We start from the raw sequence: 21,570 nt of genomic DNA on the forward strand, positions 1-21,570 counted from the left end.
AATTAAAGTATGAAGATTGCTTTAGAAAACATTCCGGGTTCAGCTGTGCTAGACAAAAACAAATCGGAGGTTTCTGAGAAATTTGAGGTTCTTGTAGAATTTGATGTTAATGGGAGAGTAATAGATCCTGTTCTCTGCAGGCCTTTAGGATCGAAAGATTCTTATATCGAAGTTGATCGTTATTACGAGGAGATTTTACCTTTTGTGGAAATATCTTATAAGAGGTTGTTGTTAATGAGCCTTATCATTGACTGTGAAATGGATATCGAGAGTTATAAGGAAGCAATAAAATACTCACCCCCCGAAGAACTTGCTAAGAAGTGGGGGGAGCCTGAGCCTGGGAAGTGGTGGACGTACCTTTACCCTACGAAAGAAGAGTTATATGTTGGCAATATGAAAGAAGAGATGAGAGAACTGAAAAAATATCAGGACATGTTAAATAATCTTAACATAGGTAATCTAGAACAAGCTTTGTAAAATAAAGTGGGCTAACCTGAGAGGTTAGCCCACTTTATTTAATTTTTATATCTGATTTGCATGCTCATTTCATATAAGAATAGTTTTTCCCGGTATAAACATCAATGACACTTGTTCTTTCATGACCTATTTCGGAGGAAAGGATCCTTTTAAATTCTTGTTCCGCAACCCCTTCAATCAAGAAATTCTGGACTCGGTCCTGAATATAAGAATAGCGTAATCCATGCCAGGTAAGAGGATTATATTTGGTTTTCTTGCCTGCCTTAAGGGATCGCCCCTTTTTTCCTTCTGCTGTTTCAATTCTGCTCCTAACACTAGAGAGAAACTTTTCAAAAGCCTGTATTTTGTTATGCGTTTTTTCTTGCTCACCGATGAACAACTTGTCCCCACGTTTAACTAAAGAAAGACGCATGCGGAACATGTCCCTCACCTCAGGGGCTAGAGGTACACATCTGGCCTTTCCGTTTTTCGCTTCGGAACCCACGATATAAATCTCCGTACGGAGTGAATGTTCCGCCTGGGCTCTCTTACATGCAGCTGCTTCAGTGATGCGGAGTCCCATGTAACGACATAGATAAGCTAAATCAACAACATCTTTACGATCCTTCTGTTCAGCAAGTTGAATTAATTTTTCAAATTCTACATCCGTCCATGCCCGATTACCTACAGAAGTTGTATGATCAATAACAAGTTCATACAACTTAAACAATTCATTATTTGAAGAAAGCTTATACCTAGGTGCATCGAATTTTTGATGAAGGAAGCGGATCGCACTAAGGTCATTTTTTACGGTTTTGGCCTTAATCCCATTGTCTAAACGATGCTTCGCATAGGCAACAAGATGTTTATCGGAGATGTTATTGATATTCTGGACTTTGAAAGCTTGATGTAGAAAGTCTGCAAAAACTAAACATGATGTTTTATATCGATCGCGGGACTTGTAGCTGAGCTGTCGCACGTGCTTGAAACATTTTTCAATCTGTACCTGAATTGATGTTTTCCCCATACAATAATTCCTCCAACTTATCTCTAATTTGATTAGCCGATTTAAGGCTTGAAATGACAAGTAACTGATTATTTTTGAACAACTCTTGGTTGGACTCAATGAACCTTAAACAATTTGTCAGGGTCTCCATGGTATTTCTAGAAATATCTGTACTGTCAATTAAGGGTGGGGAAAGGTGGAAATTGCCTTCTGCTTCTGAGCTAACTGTTTCAACTTTCTCTGGCCCTCCAGATAACAAATTATCGATTAAGTTTTCCCAAAGGTTTGTATTCATCTTTTTGCCTAGAGATGCTAAATACAGTTCGTACTGCTGATGCTCGTTAAGATTGAGGTTTGCAATTTTAGCCCCTGTTTTTATTCCGAGTTTCTTTTTTCTGACTTGCTCTTGAAGGTGGGGAATCAAATCAAGTAATTTAATGTATTTTGGGCAGTAAGCTTGAATCCAACCCTATTTTTTTGGCGAGTTGCTCGGCTGTTAACTTTTCTCCATTGTGGGTCTTTTGATATCGACCGGGAGATATTCCATTCAATTCGTATAAGGTTTTAATATTTTTCGCGCGGAGAATTGGATCTTCAATCCCTTTGCTATGTGCAAATTTGTTTCTTAGAAAAAAATAAAGTAGATCCTCCTCTGGTTTGTCCATTACAGTTACCTCGACTTGGCTCAGTCCTAAAAGTTTGAGGGCTTCGTATCGGCAGTGACCGTCCAAAATTTCACCTGAAGGGCTTATGTCGAGAGGGGGATAACCAAACTGCCTAATATGACAGGAGCAGTTTTCGATATCCGATTTAGTGATCTTGGATCGATACTCGTGGAAACCTTGAAAGGGATGAAGTGTGTCGATGTTTCTGATTTCAGTAGGCTGCATGTTAAAGTGATCTCCTTTGAAGATTTTTTGGACATACCTATAGCAAGGTCGACCAGAAAGGCATCCTCGCGCTTTCTCGGTTAATATGATTTATGTTAAGCTCCGCAAACTGAAGCGGGACGCGGCATTTCAACCATTAGCCTAGTTCCATCTCTTTTCAGTTGGAGTCGTATTTTCAAAGAAGCAGTATAATGAGTAGAAAATGAGCATTAGCTCGCAAACCCGGTTGTTAGAACCACGGTAATCGTGCCAAGACAAGTGTCTTCGCTCCTGAGGGTAGGCCAACCCGAGGGTAACTTTATATGAAAGTCAGGCCTTCTCGTGTGCTCCGCTTTTTCCAGCCATCCACGATCGCAAGCGATCATTGGGGGGAGCATATGACTATCTCGACTTGCTGTGCCCGTTTTCCGGTTAATCAGATCTATATAAAAAGCCAAGGAGGCTTTGATTTTCATCAAAAGGATCCTTGGCTTTGAAAATGAAAAAAGCCCGATTTAGGAAGTGAGAAATTATCACTACCCAAATTGGGCTATATATGGTTTTGCAGAAATTTCGGATTAGAAAAGAGCAGACTCGTAGTCTCAAATAGTAAATAAACAATAAGAATTTATCGCTTAGAATGGCCTGTACCGCGCATGCATCAGGCAATAGAAAAAGGAATTAACGTTGTTATGCCTTGATTATAGTAGGGAATGTTTGAGCTGTCAACAGGATCAATTGCAGATTGAGTTGAGACTGAGATAGGGTGACTCTATCTCACATAAAGTCACCTTTGGGTAACCCTATCTTTGTATAAAAGTTAGAGTTTTTTATATGTTTACGTCCAATTCTTCCATTTATTAAAGTGAATTAAAAGGCTGATCTAGCAAGGATGCTGATCGAGTAGGGAAGACTTATTCTAAGTTTATGTTTCTGAAATAAGAAAAGGCTGCTCTTACAAAAATGGAAAGTGAAGAAAAACTACCCAATAAGTTAATTAGAAGTGTTGCATAAATGCCTGTACCAATAGAGAAAGAGGGAGGTTATCACTAACCTAAGCTTCACTTTATTGTTGGATCCGGTTGCGTGATATAATTTGAAGATTTAGTTTCTTTATGTCATAAAATTAACGGTGATTCAGAAAAGGAACAAAGATTATTTTCTTTAAGGTTTAATGGACAATTGAAAGCCAAGAGCTACACCTTCCTACATTTTACTCGGTTAGTAATCGTCTTCATCGAAATGTGTGGTATTTGGGAATAGTACAGGGGGAGATGAGACTGAGAAAAGTAATGATAACTAAATTAAAACAAGTTAGGCCGTTACTAGATAGAAAGTCTTTGATGAGCAATCAAACAAGTGATTATAGTGTGTTTATTAACAGTTGCAATTACCTGGGGATAGTATGGTTGGCGGAAGTGTTTCGCATACGTTGTATGGAATTAAGATAAATTTATGTCCAGTGTGTGGGACAAGGCTGTAAATTCGATGAGATACAGATTTGTTAAAAAATGTAGATGTTTAACTTAGAATTCCAACTGTTAATTTAACTTTATTCACAGATTCTATAATTAAGAATGATAACTGTCTTGCTTGATCTATTCAAGAACCCACGATAGTATGTTGAAAGGAGCTCCTAAAATATACCAAAAAAGGTAGGTTGTTTAATTTGAAATCTAAATTTAAACTTAGTTTATCATTATTAATCTCTTTGTCCAGTATAATGGCGTTTAGTTTGTCTGCTACTGCAGCTCCAGCGGAGAAGATTACACCTGTAAAGAATACACCTGTGAAGGTGGTTTTTGAAGCGGAAGGGATCAAAGTTACAACGGGTGGATCTAAACCTCAACTAGATGAAAATAAAATATCTGCTAATAGTTTGAATACTACTTATACAACAAATAATACTTGGAAAACTTATAATTCAAGTACTAAGGATACGAGATATACTGGTGGAACAATGACAGCAGTCGGTTACGACCATCTTAAGGTTAATCATTATATGTTTGCTGGGAATGATGATGTTCTAAACGCCTATGGGGATTCGACTGCCTATTGGTCAGGAACATCACCTGCGAATGCAAGCAATATAACAAATTACCCAGAACAAACCGTGGACGCCTCACAGTTGATTTATAGCGTAGGAGTACCAGGTGGAGTTTCTGTTACTAATTCATCCACTTCAGTGATTTGCAAGTGGGTTCCAAGCTCAGTGAAAAATGAATCCATGCAAGACTACTATTGGGCGAATGCCTCATCACCTCTTACTTTAAAGACGGCAGGTCATTTTACTTCTATAAACATGGCAAGCAATGTGAAGTTTACTTTTGGTGCTGCAGCTTATAGTTTTGCTAATAGTAATTACGTGTCCATTTCACTTTAATTATTATTTAGTATTAATCACCGAGTGTGTAAATGTCTCCTCGGTGATTAATACTTGAATAGAGGGGAAGTAATTTGAAAACTAAGATGTTATTTGTGTTTATTATATTAGCTGTAATATGTTCTTCATGTCTTACTACTAATAATGAAATTACTCCAAACTCAGAAAGTCAAGTAGACTGGAGACAGAAAACATTTAAATTGATAAAAGACTCCGTTGACTACGATGGGGGATATTCGCTTTTAACCGAGGAAAGACCAACTAGCTACACAGAGACGCTTAATTCCTTATTCATTTTAGGAGAAATTGATGGAATAAAGCATAATTCAAAGTTAATCAAAACTTTAAAAGACAGTTTAAATGGTGTAAACAACTATACACCAAATATAAAAAATTATAATGAATTGTTAGAATTAAAAAGCTTTTTAGAACTTTGTAAAAGCGGCGATATTGCCATTCCAGATAAATATAAAAATTCGGTAGTTAAAAATTTGGAACAAATTCATCAAAACAATGGCATGTATGGCTTTAATGGTGAAAAAGACTCGCCAGTAGAATATATAATAAATACCGAGCTTTCTTTGCAAATACTAAAGGAATTGGGGAACGAAAGTTCTGATCAAAGAATCGACAAATTTATAAAGGTGAAATTTCTCAATTTGCCAGATACAAAGTGGGATGAAAATTACAAATGGTCTATATATAACTCGTTAGCTAAAATAATTAATTTAAACGGTGCAAACCAAAATAATCTTAACTTTATAAAAAATAAATTAATAAATATTACGCCCGAATATTTTCATGAGCTTAGTTCAATAGGCGACATGGTTAACTTAAAGGCAATTGTAGAACTTGATAATATTTTTAGTTTTGAAAGAAAATTGCCCAAAAATCTAAGTGAAAGATTAAAAGAATGGCAATTAGAAGATGGTGGTTTTAGTCTTATTTCCAAATATGTTTCTGATACTAAATTCTCTAAAGAAATAGTAGAATTATTCCCTTCTAGTGTTATACCAGATCTTTCTAAATTTAAACAAAATATTAGTAAATATGAATTGCCAAATGGTTTATATACTAAAAGGGGCGAAATAACTTCAAATATATATTCAAGTTATTATGCTCAAATTATTTACGATGAATTAGGGGAAAAACCCCCAGAATCTTTAAATAATTATTTTAGGAACATTGACATTAAAAGTCTCAATAATTTGGAGACAATATATTACTATGTCGAAGCTTCCAAACTAAGCAATATTTCAAAAACTATTACTGTACCTCTTGACACGACAATTAAAGACGATAAAGAAATACTTTATGCTATTCTTTTAGGAAAATACGATTCAAATGAAACTTATTTGTTTTTAAAAAAGATAATTAACGAGAAACCAGATTTTGTTATCGCGAATATAATTCCTATTTCTAGTATTTTTAATAACTATAAAGATAAAAATTTAAGCGAGTTAAAGGGAGCACTCAAACTTAAAGTCAATAGATTGTTTGAAAAAGGCAAAACCAAAGATTTTGATTTGATCGACAAATACAAGTTTTTTGTCTTTAAGAAAAATTTTGATAAAATAACTTCTACTGAAAAAAAATATTTGGAGAAATACTTGGAATCACTCAAAGATTCAAATGGTGGTTATAAAATAACCGAAGGTTCTCTAAACCATTCTACTCTCATATCTACTTATTGTGGGCTAAGGATGGAGAAAGAATTAAAAACATTAAAATAATTACTAAGGGATGTGTAGATAATTAAAAAAGTATACTCAGTGCTGCTAATAGTTTTAATTATTTTTTTATCGTCTGGATGTTCAAAGAAAGGTGAGGAACCATCGAAAGAAAAAAATACAGCAAATGTAACAATATCAACGTCTGCAAGTTCCCCCGAATGGAAAATTATTGTGGAAGAGAATGCAGATCTTAAAAGTTACAACTTTAAATTTGAATATCTAGGAAAAGCGGATGCATTAGGCACAACATTATCTATAAAAGATTCATTTAAAATTACTGGAACATCTGTAGTTAAAACTAATACGGTAGGTTTATCACTTGAAGGAGTGACAATACCTCAAACAGATAAAGTTTATAATTTTGAAATAAATTGGATTGAGAATAGTGTACACAAAAATGAAAAAATTGTAGTCACGATGAAAGTTACATGAGCTTACCATTGAACAACCAACAGATAAAGTCGATGTACCCCACATTAAGTACTTATAAATAAAAATCGCTTTTTCAGAAAAGGACTTTGGAGCTAAATATATACACGTGAGAATAGAGGGTGGGGATTCCATTTGTATTGATCAAGGAAGCTATTTTGAACCAGCTTTCTACGAACCTGACCCTCTAGTTTATTGTACAGCCTAAACTAAAACGTTGGGGAAAAGAAATAAGAGGTTAATTCTTACAAAATCGATCTTTTACTAAGAAAGGAAGTTTAGTCAACGATTTAAGCCGATGCTATATTGGAGGGCCTTTAAATACATATGAAGAGGCTAATGTTAATATTATTAAAAACAAAGGCTAAAGATGATTATCGGTGGTTAAAGTTTGAAATTACTGCTGTACGTTCTATAGATATTCTGAGCAGCTAAGGGGGAAGTGAATGTTTAGGGGAACGCACGTTTTCTTTTTTCGTTGTCCTTTTATAGCATTTTGATGTATAATTACTCCTGGAGATAAGTCTCCAGGAGTAATTTTGTATTTACGTGAAGGGATGATCTACATATATGGCTTATGCTAGACACCAAAGCTTCTATATAAGAGATAAATGGTTCAGTAAGGGATTGAGGGCAGTAAAGCAAAATAAGAGATTCTTTTTTGAAGAATATGCTTTTGAGACAGTTGGCTTGGGCAAAAACATGCTTGAGTCCTTAAAGTATTGGCTGCTAGCTTTTGATGTTCTTGAGGAAAGAACAGAAGATGGTCAGCGGGTACACGAGCTATCCGAACTTGGTGACATTTTGTTTCATAGTGATCGACTGCTTCAGAGGAACGAATCGTTATCTATTCTTCACTACCATTTGGTAAAGAACAGGAAGGATCTTTCGACAGTTTTCGATTGGTACTTTAATAAGTACAAAGAAACGATGGTTAGCAAGGGTGATTTGTTTAATTCGTTTATCACTTGGGTAAGCCAAAATGAAATGAAAGAAGTGTCGCAGAATTCTCTCAAGCGAGACACAGATTGTTTGATCCAATTTTACACGAAGGTACCGGATGTGAATGATCCGGAAGACGTGTTGTTCTGTCCATTCTCCAAATTATCCTTAATGAGAAGTGAACGTTCTGGAGAACGGGATGACACAATTCGGAAAGTTACTCCTGAGATTTCAACAATAGGTATCCCGACTCTTTATTACGTTCTACTTGACTATGACCGGATATCAGAGGATCGACTTATTAGTGTTGATGAGATTGTGAATGCTGACAACCTCTGGGGAAGAGTATTTAATTTAACTCGAAATAAGGTTGTCGAAGTCCTAAATAGTCTAACCACCCATGACAAATATCCGATAGAGTACATTAGAACAAATAATTTGGATTATGTTAGATTGCCGGAGATTTCATCTGTTGATTATATAAAAGGCGAGCTTTTGAAAGGATGACCTACTAGAGATGGCATTCAAGTCAAGTATTAACATTAAATTTGATATTGGAGATGCAGAGTTATTTAAACGTTATATTCCCACACCTTCTCACGCTGAGGCCATGAAAGGGATCATTGATGGGTTCGCTGAAGGGGCTAACCGATCACATATTATTATCGGACCATATGGTACCGGGAAATCGTTGTTAGCCAACGTTATCGGAAGTATTGTGTCAAAAATGACGAGCTCTATGGAAGTTGACGCGTTAATAGAAAAGCTTGAACAAGTCGACGACCATGTTGCATCAAAGATTAGAGATGCAAGTAAACTAACGATATCTTATCTGCCAATTTTATTGAGTGGTAATGAGGGCAGATTTAGACATTCGATTATATCTAGCGTTGTTAAGAAACTCAAAGAGAAGAGCATTGATATTGTATTACCCGGACTGGCAGCGAAAATAATTAACTCTATTGATTTATGGGAGAAAGACTTCCCTGATACGTATGACAAGTTTCGTCTGCGGTTAGAGCAAGATGGGAAGCAACTCAATCAATGGGTTGAAGAAATAAAAAAGCAGAATGAAACCGAGATTAAATACTTTTCGGAAATGTACCCGCTTCTCACAGCTGGTGCTTCGTTTGATATCGATTATGATCATAGTTTTTTGTCGCAGATGGAATACTTGGCAACCGTTTTACAAGAAAATAACTTGGGGATCTTTATTGTATATGATGAATTTGCTCGATTTTTACAGGGCATGAATGCTACTAAATTTAATGAGTCTATGCAAGATATTCAAGATCTTGCCGAGTTGGCAAACAGAACGAATTCAATACATTTCTTATTAATAACACATAAAAGCTTACGCTCCTATTTTAGTGCTTCGAATGAAGAGGTAGCCAGAGAATTTCAGCGTATTGAGAAGCGATTTAATCAATATTTGGTGAAAAGTGACCAGGCGACCTTTCTCAGAATTTCGGAGTTAATACTGACGGAGAATATAAATCAGAAGTCAGTTATTAGTGATGCAGCTTTTACAAAAACACGTGAGATGCTGAGAAAGTACCCCCTCTTTCCGACTATAAATCAGACGGAACGAGATGAGTTGGTTGTTCGAGGCATGTTCCCGCTTCACCCGGTATCGATCTTCCTGCTGCCGCACTTAACTCGAGTGTTCGGACAAAATGAGAGAACGTTGTTTACTTTTCTAGAAAGTCAAGAAACGGGCGGGTTATTAAATCATATAGGCAAAAGCAATGAATATTATTTAGGCCATCAATTGTTTGACTTCTTCTTTCCGGACTCTAACGATTTTGGGAATGATGATGTTTTGGAACACATTCTTCTTTATAAAAAAGCAATGGCTCGTCTTCCTGAGGAGCTCTTAAATAAACAATCGGCAACGAACTTAGTAAAGTTCATAACTCTTTGGAACTTGTGCGGAGTACAAAGCGAACAGAAGCTCAATACTGAATTCTTACAATTTGCGACACAACTGAATGAAGATGAACTCTCGGGTATTTTGCCCGTATTAAGCAAACATAAAGTGATTAGGTTTAATAGAGTGAACGACTACTGGGAGCTATTTGCAGGAAGCTCAGTTGATTTGCACGAACGGTTGGAACATGAGAAACAGTTCCTAAAAACAGATCAATCTAAGGAGATTGAAGTTCTATACAATAATCTCGTAAAGAAATTTTATTTTCCGGAACGGTACAACGATGACAAGGGAATGACAAGATTCTCTGCAGTAAAAGTTGTATATGGAAAAGAAGTTATTGAACGAAAATGGATTCAAGAGAATCAACAGTCCGATTTTTCAGTCTACTATGTTCTAGCGGAAGATGAAGAGACACACGAATCACTAGATCGCGTCTTACGAGGTCTGAGTCAGGAAAACGATAGGGCGCTATTCTTCCTGCACTCCAAACCTGTATTAGAAATAATACCTGAGGTTTACAATTATCTAGGTTTGGACTCATTGAGAAGGAATAAGACTTTACTCGAGGAAGATAAGGGGGTTAAGGAAGAATTAGAGATCTTATTCAATGAAACCAAATTTAGAATCTCTCAATATTTATCAGAAATAGCTTCGTACGAAGACGGGAGAGCCTGGTACATTGCAGGAGATAAAGTGACAATACGTTCAGAACTTGACGTTACGGAAATATTGTCCGATAAATGTTATGAGATGTTCAAGTGTACACCTGTGATCTTGAATGACTCCTTTAATAGGAACGCGGTTACAGGAGTACAAAGAAATGCAGCAATTAAGCTGATTGAGAAAATTATTGAGGATCCACGTAAACAGCAGTTTGGAATTGAAGGAAATGGGCCTGATTATGCCTTGTTTGCAGCCATCTTTAAAAACAATGATAGGCTTGATGGGAATGTCAATAATTTGGACTACTCTAACATAATAAATGAATCTTTCTCTACGCTTAGATCAAGACTGATCGAAGTTTTAGAAAGTAACCCGACAGGTAACTTCAAAGATATTGTTGAACTGTTTTTGGCTCCACCGTTTGGGATTAGGAAGCCATTGATCCCTATTCTTTTTGTTGCTCTGCTGAGGGATCGTTGGAACGAATTCATGTTGTATCGCAACGGTATGTTTGTTCCAGGTATTAATGGTGAGACGCTCTTTGAAATAATAGTGGAGACGGGGGCGGAGTACTACCAGTACGCTTACGAGCACATTAATGATAGTTATGTTGAATTCTTTAACAGTATTGAAAAGTGCTTTGCTGATTCGCTTGAAACGCGCTTAAACAACCAATCTAGACTAATATTTATTTGTGGTACATTATTGAAATGGCTGCGGTCGCTCCCTAGAATTGCACAAACTTCGCTTAACGTGGATAAAGAGTTTGGAGAACTTAGGGATCTTATAAAGAGGTCGGAGGTAGATCCTCAACAATCGGTCGCAAAGCTATTAAAGCTCTACCAACACAATATAGATAAGTTGTTAGCTACTAAGCAATACGCTGAGAATTTCATTGTACTAATAAAGAAAGAACTAACTGAGAAGTTGTTGCAAGTTATAGGGGTCAGCGACTTCAAAGAGTTAAAGAATTGGGTCGAGGAACAGCTTAACAACGGATCTTATACGATTAATAAGCTACCAGAAAAAATTCACAACTCTCTTTCGAATGAAAATGAAGATATGTGGATAGAACATTTTTTCGGAAAATACGTCGGGGTTAAAGTAGAAGATTGGTCTGATACCACTTATGATTTATTCTTTGCACAACTAAGTCACGATTTAGAGGAACTAAGACTTACTGAGCAGGAGATTGAACAAAGCAACCTAAATGTGGTCTCAATCCAACTTAACAACAGTAGGAAATTGATTAATAAGGTCGATTTGTCTGTAAAATCGGCGACAGTCTATTCAAATTTAGAAAGAATGATTAATGTGGCAGGGAAAAATGTCCCGCGGCAAGAGCTTGAGTACCTTATCTATCAGTTGTTTGAAAATTACGTAGTAAAAGTGGAGTGATGACGATGGATACCCAAAAGAAAAAGGTTGTGCATGTGGCTATGTTTAGTGGCGGGGCTGGGAGTGCGTATGTCGCTAATCATATGGTACAAACCTACGGTAAAGAGAACTGCATTTTGTTTTTTACAAACACTTTATGGGAAGATGAAGACAATTACAGATTTATGGAGCAAGTATCGAACCATATTAGTTTGGAAATTACGGAGAGACTCGATGGAAGAACTCCAGAAGAAGTATTCTACGACGAGCGATTTCTTGGTAATGCGCGTTTGGCCAAGTGCTCGGAAGAACTAAAAGTAAGGCAAACCATTATCTTCTTAGAAGATGAATTAAGGAATGAAAGAAACCTAGAACCCATTTTGTATTTCGGAATTGGTCCTCACGAGAAGCATCGCGCTAAGAACTTGAAAGATTTTTATTCTCATTTTCCATTAGAACCTATTGAGACTAGGTTTCCATTGATCGAATTGTTCAGGGAGGATCTCGACGCCAAGGGGATTATACGTGACGAATGGGGCATCGAATTGCCTAGAATGTATAACATTGCTGAGCAGCTAGCGGAGGAAGGAAATGAGAATGCCAAAGTTGCTTTAAGAAATGGTATCAAAGGATTTTCCCACGCAAACTGTGCGGGAAGGTGTGTGCGTGGAGGTTATCAGCATTATGCTTTATTATACGCGATATGGCCAGAGCGTTATCGGGAACAAGAAGAGATGGAAGAGAGATTTAGGGCTACCCTCCAAAAAGATGTATCTATTTTGAAAAAGAACGGTGGGTCCTATACGATGAAGCAATTCCGAGAGGTGATGGAGGCGGAAGGTTTCGAAAAGTTCTTGTTTAAAGCTGATGCGGATATTCCTTGTGTATGTTCATTTTCGTAAATTAATGTACTCAACCGTCGTTTATCGGCGGTTTTTTTATTTAAACCTTTATTTTGTGATATTAACATAATTAACAGGAAATTAGATGGAAGATGTCGAATGAAGCATAAGGACCATTTTCTAGTAAGGGTGGTAGTACATAATGACTATAGTGCAGTCGGAATGGATTGGGTTTCTCCGACAGTATGGCCCAATCCCGCGTAACGATAACATGTATGATGAAGCGATTCATAGAATCATAAAGCGGAAAAATATCAAGCCAATTATCGTTGATTCGGTTTATTTAAGTGAGCTTATTGAGAATTATAAATCCCCTAATCCTAAGTCTGTAATACTCACCGGGACTGCTGGGGATGGAAAGACATATAACTGCAGAGAAGTTTGGTTAGCGTTAAACGGTTCACTACAGGTGTGGCAGAATGACGATAAGGTAAAGGAGTTAGATCTGCCAAATTCTAAGAAACTATATGTTATTAAAGATTTAAGTGAGCTGAAGGATGAAGAAAGAGGTATCTTAAATTGGTTCGTTAACTCGGTCCTTAATCCAAGCGATAGCAATGTGTTTTTAGTTGCTGCAAATGATGGGCAGCTAATCGAGGCCTGGAAGAATCTTGGTACCGACCCACAAACTGTACAAGTAAAACAGTGCGTTGAAGATTTGTTGGTTACTGAAATCAAAGAAAAAAGCGGGTTTAATCTAAGACTTTATAATTTAAGCCAAATAAGCGCGGCGAGACTCTTTCCTCAAATTGTGGATGTTGTACTGCAACATCCCGGATGGAACGATTGTAATCAGTGCTCTTTGAGAGAGTATGATCAAACGGGCAAGGTATGTCCTATATGGGAGAACCGTAATCGTCTTGAAGGGAATAAAGACGAACAGCTGATTCGATCGCGAGTCACTGATCTTTTGGAGTTATGTGAGTTAAATGGTGTGCACCTTCCTATAAGACAACTACTTCTCCTAGTGTCAAACATGCTTCTTGGTCATCCGGAGGCTAAGGATCGACTCATATCGTGTTCTGATGCTGCCAAAATAGTTGAAGAAAATAAAGCATCGCTTGCAAGTGTTTACCGAAATATTCTGGGTGAGAATCTCACGGAAAGACGTCGCGAATCTACTGATGTATTTGCTGCACTTGGAAAATTTGGTATTGGTTACGAGACAAGTAATACGATCGATAACATCCTAGTTTTTGGTGAGGACGATCCTGATCTTCGACCTTACTACGAAGAACTTGTGCTAAACGATACATACTACGGTGCCGACCCAACTTTCCGAGCAAATCAAAAAGAATACCTAGAAGGCGTATTAGATAGCGGTGAGAACTTTTTAGAATCTCTCCGATCCCAAAGGCAAAGGTTGTTTTTTGTAATCCCAAGAGAAAAAGAGAATGACCTTAAACTTTGGCATCTTACAACCTTCCAATACGCTGGGGAATTTTTGTCTGATGTATACAGAGTAGCTAAAGACGGCAAAGTAACTACACAAATAACTTCGAGGATTTCCCAGGGTTTAAATCGGATTTTTACAGGTCTGTTAGCAAAGAACAATGATGAATTGATTCTAGCTACTTCTGGGAGCCACTCCCAAGCGAAGGTTAGTAGAATTTTTGAAGAAAGTATTTCGGTACCGAAAAAACGCGGGGAAAGCATGCAGATCCGAATGAATGCAAATGGCAAGCTCGTGATCGAAGTGAAGTTATCACCTTCTGTTGCAACAGTTGAACTACCGCTCCAATTGGTTCGCTATGAGTTTCTTTCGCGGGTTGCCGAGGGTGCATTGCCGGGGAGTTTTTCCAGAGAATGCTATGAAGATATCCTGGGTTTTAAAAGCAAGCTTCTTAAAAGACTAGAGGAACGCCGAAGAATAGATGAAGAAGATTCGGATGATGAAAGTGATTTGTCCTTTAGAATCATTCGGCTTAATCAAGACGGCCTGATTGACGACAGAATCGTGGAGGTTAACTGCGATGAATAACGAAAGACTTTCGCGCCCGACAAAGATTGACGCAGATATGTGGGTAGATGAGGCGATCTGGGGCCACAGATTATATGATGAGCAAACCCCATGGCTTTGTTTTATGGAATTTTTAAATGTTCTTCAATCTGAACTCGAGTATGGTCGTGCATTTGTTGAATCCGAACCAAACAAATTGGCGTATTCACCCAAGTCAAGACTCTACTTACGGAACATCTTGTTTAATAACCCTCAATTAACTCTAATATCGAGTAAGTATAGATATGATGATAAAGAGGCCTGGCTGCAGTGGTACGAAGTTATGGGAAAGGGACAAGCCGGCATCGTTAACGCCGATTTCAAATACCTAGAGAAAAGGTTTTCAAATTTCGGGGATTTCGCATCGGCGATTCAGTTTCTTCGAGAAACAACAATTGAGGGCGAGAACAACAAACGGTGGAGTTCACAATTTATTTTTCCATACGGGCCGGACTGTTTGTATGAAGACCTTAATGTAAAAGATAACGGCTTCACGAATGATCGAAGATTTTTTGGTAGAACTGGCGAGTTGTTGTATTTAATGTTGACGAGAAGCGGCAAAGGGGTTCAAATACTTGCAAACCTACAGAAAAGCGTCTTAAATCCATCAAATAAGTTTAATCGTTTAGTTGCAGCACTAGAACCGAAAGATACGGTAAGTTCATCTCCTATTCGACCAGGTGTTTATTTGCCTTATCCAGAATTGGCTGACTATGAATTGCTCGCGGATGATTGGTTGCGTTTGCTAGAAAGCAACATTCCGAATTACGATGCGATTCCACACCTTGTAAATATAACCGGACTTCATTTAATAATGTACAGTTTAAACCGGGCGAAGGCCGTCTTAGGTGATACTAACAAGCTCACATTTATATTAGAGATTGTTTCTCCTAAGAAAACAATTATCAGAGAATTATCTTCTGAATCTTTCTTTGAACACAACAATATGTCTCGGAGAGCAGTAGAGACATACATCAGAAAGGTTGTCGAAACGGAGTCTTGGAATCAAGTTACGGATATACATGAGGCAATAGCTTTACTACAAAACGAATATGCTTGGCCGAAAGAAAACAAAGAGAGCGAGGTTGCATCTGCAAATTCACCCGAAGATTTAGTTGATATGTTTGTTACGGCAGCCATTAGTAGACACCAACAGCATGTTGATAAATTTCACGGTGTCTGGGGAAAAGAAATAGGGCTCTCTTCAAGAAGAGGCGCTCGAAGACTTCGTTATGCTCCCCAAGACATGTTTCTAAAATCTTTAGTATTATGTGTGGTTCCGAAGAGAATGGAGTTTCAAGACTTCTTAGATAAATTATATGAGAAATATGGTTTTATCATTGGTGATAAGCAGGCTCTTGAATTGACGGAGACTGGGAGAGCAGATTTAGAAGCGTTCTCAGACAATGCAAGACGACTAGAACAACGATTGGCTAGTATGGGGTTGCTACGAAGACTATCTGATGCATGCGCATATGTAGAAAATCCTTTTGGGATTCAGGAGGAAGTTTTATTATGAATCAATTAGAGTTGATTGGAAAGGTAGCTACTGAATATCTTCGTCGGCAATTACAAAACAGCCAATCCGAAGAGGGGATTGCCCGTTTCTTATTGGATCGCCTTACTGGAGACCAGGTCACCAATATATGCAAAACGATAAGCCAGGATATGCTGTTAGTTTCAATAATGGCCATAAAGGTCCCACGGAAATTAGTTGAGGGCGGCGGGTTGCCTTCTGAAATGGTAACTGACGAGAAGACAACGTATTGGAGAAATGCTACTTGTGATAAGCCCGCTATTTTACTAGCGAACACTAACGATGATCAAGGGCAATCGTTAAGAGATATAACAAGGGTCGGGGCAGGGGATTTAAAAAGTAACCCGGATATTTGGGTTCAGGTAGCGAGTAGCGATCTCCCCCTAAGCGATGAACAAAAAAGGCACTGGCAGCAAGCTCTGAAAGGTTTGCAAGAGGCAACTGAGTGTAGCCTTGAGGAATTTAGTGAATTTACTGTAAAAGTACGTGAAACAATTGCGGAGAATGGGATCCCTGTTGTTAGGGCACTTGGTTGGGCGTTACCTGCGCTCCGTATTCCGCGCGATTCCTATTATTTTGATGGAATACCTGAGAATGCTTTGGGTCATTCGAGCAGATGGAAGAAGTTTTTTACAGATGCTTATACCAAAAAGGCTTGTTATCTATATAAGCAGCATCCGAATCGTCAAATCATCGAAAATAGTGAGATTCGAGCTTCTTACGAGAGGGCAAAAAGCCAGATCGATCCATCCGTTCAGCCAATCATGGAATTGTTCATTGAATCCAATGTAAGTTGGTCAAATGCCGCGGAGAATCTATCGGAGTTAGAGTGGGAAACGGATAAAGTCAACCTATTATTTTTCGAATTGAAGCCAATGAAAATAAATCTGGCAGAAAAAACTCGGCAATTATATGATGATGAGTTTCCAGATACTTTAACGGATGCGGAGATTCTTTATCTTGATAATTTAAACGCATTCTTTAAAAAGAAAAAAGCGAAGGAAGCTACAGAGGAAGATAAGGAATTTTACGATAAACACCGTCATAACTTGGAGACAGACAAAGCACTAAAGTCAGAATGGGATCGTTTCGTTTATGGAAAGGCGATTGAATGCAATGATTTTTTAGTTGGTTTATTAGAGGCAACTGAGCGCCTATTCGCTCAATGCGATAGTTTTGTTGGGGAGAAGACTCTAAGAATTCGTACTCAGAAGACCACTAGTAAAAAATCTTGGTTGGATCTAAATGAAGATTTGGGAATGGCCTTCTGTAACGCATATAAGGGGCTTGATAAGTTAACCAACCACTGGCAAGTAAATTGGGAAACTTATCATTTGTTTAAATACGATGAGTTAGTATTAGAGGCCAAACAGAAGAAAGGCTATAAAAAGAACGCCTCAACGGCAAAAGCGGCTATTCAGATCGTATTTTACCTAGAGCTTGGTTACCTTGACTTGCAGAGATCAAAGCAAAAAAATGAAGTCAAACTGGTGTGGCAAGGTAACCCTCAAGAGATTGGGCTTGAGCTTCACGATGATTTAAGGAGACTGGCTGACCACCCCTTTTCTTATTCTAGTGTATCGCAAAATCCTGTTAGCAAAAAAGGTAAGCTGCAGGGGTTATCTTTGAGTGATGTCGGTACAATTCAAGCAGTATTTGGACAGGATAGAGGTTCTTTAGTTGGAGTCTATGCAAAAACAACTGATTTGCAAAAACTAATCTTAAATAACCTGAAGAAGTTGCTTGAAGAAGCCAGACTTTCTCAGAGTGATTATGATGCTCTAAAAGAAACGTGGGCTAACTTTTCAACTAAGTACAAACAGTCTATAAATGATTGGCTAATTGACGGTATCAGTTCTGATTCAATGATTGAACAAAGCGAGCTGTACGATAAGTTCTTACGAACCTTACAAGAGCATGCTTTGGGCGATATGAATCGAATCCATATCGTGCAGCCTGTTTTGGATATTGGGAACATTAGGGTGGATGGAGATAAAAATAAGCCAATGACAATAGTAGCTCCATGGCATCCAATGCGAATGGCGGCAAAGGCGGTTAAGGCGCGGCAAGTCATTGGTTTAATAAACTATGTCTTAACATCGGACCAAATTGACTTCGGCGATCAACGTTTGTTCTTTTCGGATCTCAAAGAAGAAATAGTAGATCCATATTACCCTGAAGTTGCAATAGGGTATAAGGGCCATGAACCGGTGCTCCTTTCGATTACAGATACTAAGAATGATTACACCTTAATGGAAAGCCCAGTGCGAACTGAAGAAGAAATGCAGACGAATGAAGATCCAAAAGAGGCAAGTAATAAACTTCTTAGTCTAGTAGAACGTTACTTGGAGCTTCAACCTCATGAAAAGACGAATTTAAGCTTAGTCTTGTACAACTGTGATTCCACAAGACTTCCGGAGACAATCGTAAATTCGTTAGCAGCGATGCATGAAGTTGAAGATGAAGTTCGCTGTCAGGTGATCTTGAGGCATCGCGATACAAATAAATTAAATGAATTATATATGAAAATGATAGAGAGTACGGATAGCGATGCCGACTCCTTTGTTGCGAGCGAGGTAACCCGTGATTTTATGGCACGTCTCCGTGTAGGCGTCATGGCACATGAGGCTGGTGCATTAGACCCAAAAGAGGGAAAGCTAGCTGATATCGTATTCTTGCAAGATGTTATTTCACGGCAAGCCAACCTTGAATGGGATGAAGTTCAGGTGAGGCAGATGCCAGAGTTACTTAACCACTATCCTTCACGGTGGGCAAAAAGAAGGTCTACGGCGAAGGATGAACTTAAATCTACGGTGTACTTGGCATGCCCAAGTCAGCCTTCTGTTGGATGGTCTTATTTATCGTCGGTTTATTCCGTTGTAAAGGGAAAAGACGTTAACCCAGGAACATTCTTTTTACCGGCAAGGCAAATATCTTTTCAGAATGATAAGGTGAAGGCCATCTTCGACGAAGCACACAAGCTTGGCGAATGGGTAGTCAATTATGACGAATTATTAGAACGTAGGCAACTTAGGAATCTTGGGGTGAAAGTAATAAAGTACCAGCACAATAAATCCCATGGCTCAAACGTTGTTGTTTCATCAAAATCTCAATTAAACCTGTTAAATGTACTCGTAAAAAGAAGATTGAATGCTTTAGGCTTAGGATTAACTGAGGCGGAATTAGTGGAGCTCACGGAGCGGTTTATTGAGGATGCCAATACCATATCAGGCGACATCGTTCTTCGTGCTGCAAAACGAGGTGTGTTCGCGGGTGAATTAATTGGTGTCGTGCTTAGTAAGATGATCCTTCAATCTGAGATGGGAACAGAGCAGGCTGTAGCTTGGTTTTTCCTTGATGATTATGCAAGTTGGCTTGGACAGAAAGAAGAGCAGATCGCAGATATTTTAGCAATTTCACCCAAAATGGTTGAAAATAAGCCGCATCTTCAAGTATTTGTTTCTGAAGCAAAGTATGTTGATGCCAAGGGCGTATCTGAAGCGAGGAAGAATTCATCAAAGCAGTTGCGTGATACCGTCTCAAGAATGGATAACGCACTATTTGGTAACCCAGGACGACTTGATCGTGATTTATGGCTATCTAGATTAAGTGATATGTTAAATGACGGTATTGAATTAGCTCCAAATTCTCCGTTCACTGTCGAAGAGTTGCGAGAAGGTATTCGGGCAGGAGAAATTCCCATTGAGATCAAGGGTTACTCGCATGTATTTATGTCTACATTACCTGACACAGCTTTAGATAGTGAAAGAAATCCTATTGCGAATGCTAAGAACTCCTATCAAGAAGTGTTTACAAGAGATCTTGTCAGGGAGTTAGTCTTGGCCTATCACCAGGGAAACTCCATTATAGAAGTCAGGGAGAAACTTGACGATAGTAAGCCTTGGGAGTTATGCGATTCTAAATTACCCGCTCCAAGAATCAACTTTGTTGCTGCAAGTAATAACGGGTCTAGTACAGGACAGAGTAAGACCCCTGATACTTCTGATGACGATCAGGTGCAGTTTGATTTTGAGCCGGATGAAGTTACAGGGGGAATAGAGGAGAATGATCCTCCTGTGGCCGGTAGAGAAGAAGCAGAATCAGGAGAATCAAATAATACTGGATCAAACTCGGAAATGAGTAGTGAAATTCCATGGGCGAATACTCAGTTAGCAACATGGATATTACAGAATGCTCAAAGCACAGAAGAAACCGATGAGGATCAATCATGGGTTAGTGAGACAGTAAATAAACTTAGAATGGCTTTGATTAGCTATAACTTGCAAGCGAAAGTGGTTGGATTTCGATTGACTCCAAATGCTGTTGTCATAAAGCTAAAGGGATCGGACCAGTTAAAAGTTGATGATATTGAGAAGAGGAGATCTATTCTTCTTACGACACATGCCCTTGATGTCATAAACATAATGGCCCAACCTGGAGAGATTGTTGTTTCCTTGGCCCGCCCGCATAGGCAAAGCATATCATTGGCGGATGTATGGAAGGTAAGGAAAGTTCAAACCAATGCATCCGGGTTAAACATGAGTTTTGTTATTGGTGTCAAAGAAATTGATGGGGAATTACTTTACCTAAATTTGGGGGGCGAGTTCGAAGGCGGAACTCAGCATGCCCCACACACTCTCATAGCGGGAGCAACCGGAAGTGGTAAATCCGTCTTGTTGCAAAATCTAATCCTTGATATCTGCGTAACCAATAGCAAGGATCTGGCGCACATTTATTTAATTGATCCCAAATACGGTGTCGACTATATGCATCTTGCTGAATTACCACACCTTGTTGAAGGCATTATCGATGACCAGAATAAAGCAACACAGATACTAGAGGACCTCGTCGTTGAAATGAATGATAGGTACCAAAAGTTTAAGGAAATCAAAGTAAATAACCTGAAAGACTATAATGCCAAGGTATCCGACAGCGAAAGGCTTCCGCTGATATTCTTAATACACGACGAATTCGCTGAATGGATGCTCGTTGATGAGTATAAGGGCGCGGTTTCCTCCATTGTACAGCGTCTTGGGGTAAAAGCACGCGCGGCAGGAATTCACTTGATCTTCGCAGCACAGCGCCCAGACGCAAACGTATTGCCGGTTCAGTTAAGGGATAACTTGGGGAATCGGTTAATACTTCGGGTTGAAAGTGTTGGGACTTCGGAGATTTCCCTCGGAGAAAAGGGTGCTGAAAAGCTTCTTGGTAAGGGGCATTTGGTCGCCAGGCTACAAGGGGAGTCTGGGTTGATTTTTGGGCAAGTGCCCTTTCTTCCAACGGAACAGATAGCTGTTATTGCAAAAACGCTTTAGAAGATTTTGTTTATCTATTTGGTGCT

The 21,570-nt window shown here is 38.5% G+C and carries 12 protein-coding genes; 10 read left to right on the forward strand and 2 right to left on the reverse strand.

The annotated features are described in order from the left end of the window. Positions 1–9 precede the first annotated feature (9 nt). Positions 10–477, forward strand: a complete 468-nt coding sequence (locus tag ACEN86_RS03795; RefSeq protein ID WP_495633033.1) for a hypothetical protein — start codon at positions 10–12, stop codon at positions 475–477. 64 nt (positions 478–541) lie between these two features. Here the strand turns inward: ACEN86_RS03795 and ACEN86_RS03800 are convergent, their stop codons facing one another. Continuing rightward, positions 542–1,483: a tyrosine-type recombinase/integrase gene (locus tag ACEN86_RS03800; protein ID WP_495633034.1), complete on the reverse strand. Its 942-nt coding sequence runs from the start codon at positions 1,481–1,483 to the stop codon at positions 542–544. Between the two features lie 413 nt (positions 1,484–1,896). Continuing rightward, positions 1,897–2,352, reverse strand: a complete 456-nt coding sequence (locus tag ACEN86_RS03805; RefSeq protein WP_495633035.1) for a hypothetical protein — start codon at positions 2,350–2,352, stop codon at positions 1,897–1,899. 1,648 nt (positions 2,353–4,000) lie between these two features. On the opposite strand from ACEN86_RS03805, the gene ACEN86_RS03810 reads away from it, so the two are divergent. The 9 genes from ACEN86_RS03810 (at position 4,001) to ACEN86_RS03850 (ending at position 21,544) form a co-directional block, all read left to right on the forward strand. After that, positions 4,001–4,714, forward strand: coding sequence for a hypothetical protein (locus ACEN86_RS03810; RefSeq protein ID WP_495633036.1), 714 nt, complete (start codon positions 4,001–4,003; stop codon positions 4,712–4,714). 74 nt (positions 4,715–4,788) lie between these two features. Next, complete coding sequence (locus tag ACEN86_RS03815) at positions 4,789–6,447, forward strand: hypothetical protein (RefSeq protein WP_495633037.1); 1,659 nt, start codon at positions 4,789–4,791, stop codon at positions 6,445–6,447. A 39-nt stretch (positions 6,448–6,486) separates the two neighbouring features. Continuing rightward, positions 6,487–6,879 carry a hypothetical protein gene (locus ACEN86_RS03820; RefSeq protein WP_495633038.1) on the forward strand — a complete coding sequence of 131 codons (393 nt, stop codon included), beginning with the start codon at positions 6,487–6,489 and terminating at the stop codon, positions 6,877–6,879. A gap of 567 nt (positions 6,880–7,446) precedes the next feature. Continuing rightward, positions 7,447–8,325 carry a DUF4007 family protein gene (locus ACEN86_RS03825; protein WP_495633039.1) on the forward strand — a complete coding sequence of 293 codons (879 nt, stop codon included), beginning with the start codon at positions 7,447–7,449 and terminating at the stop codon, positions 8,323–8,325. Positions 8,326–8,335: 10 nt separating this feature from the next. After that, positions 8,336–11,812, forward strand: coding sequence for a DUF6079 family protein (locus ACEN86_RS03830; RefSeq protein WP_495633040.1), 3,477 nt, complete (start codon positions 8,336–8,338; stop codon positions 11,810–11,812). A 5-nt stretch (positions 11,813–11,817) separates the two neighbouring features. After that, the gene (locus ACEN86_RS03835) at positions 11,818–12,693 is read left to right on the forward strand and encodes a hypothetical protein (protein ID WP_495633041.1); all 876 of its coding nucleotides are present in this window, start codon (positions 11,818–11,820) and stop codon (positions 12,691–12,693) included. A 142-nt stretch (positions 12,694–12,835) separates the two neighbouring features. Continuing rightward, positions 12,836–14,674, forward strand: coding sequence for a hypothetical protein (locus ACEN86_RS03840; RefSeq protein ID WP_495633042.1), 1,839 nt, complete (start codon positions 12,836–12,838; stop codon positions 14,672–14,674). Next, positions 14,667–16,211, forward strand: coding sequence for a hypothetical protein (locus ACEN86_RS03845; RefSeq protein WP_495633043.1), 1,545 nt, complete (start codon positions 14,667–14,669; stop codon positions 16,209–16,211). Before ACEN86_RS03840 ends, ACEN86_RS03845 begins: the two co-directional genes overlap by 8 nt. Further along, positions 16,208–21,544 (forward strand): FtsK/SpoIIIE domain-containing protein, encoded by a 5,337-nt coding sequence (locus tag ACEN86_RS03850; RefSeq protein WP_495633044.1) that lies wholly within the window; start codon positions 16,208–16,210, stop codon positions 21,542–21,544. The genes ACEN86_RS03845 and ACEN86_RS03850 overlap by 4 nt, the downstream gene beginning before the upstream one ends. Positions 21,545–21,570: the final 26 nt, after the last annotated feature.

This window comes from Paenibacillus sp. Paensp111, assembly GCF_059492195.1.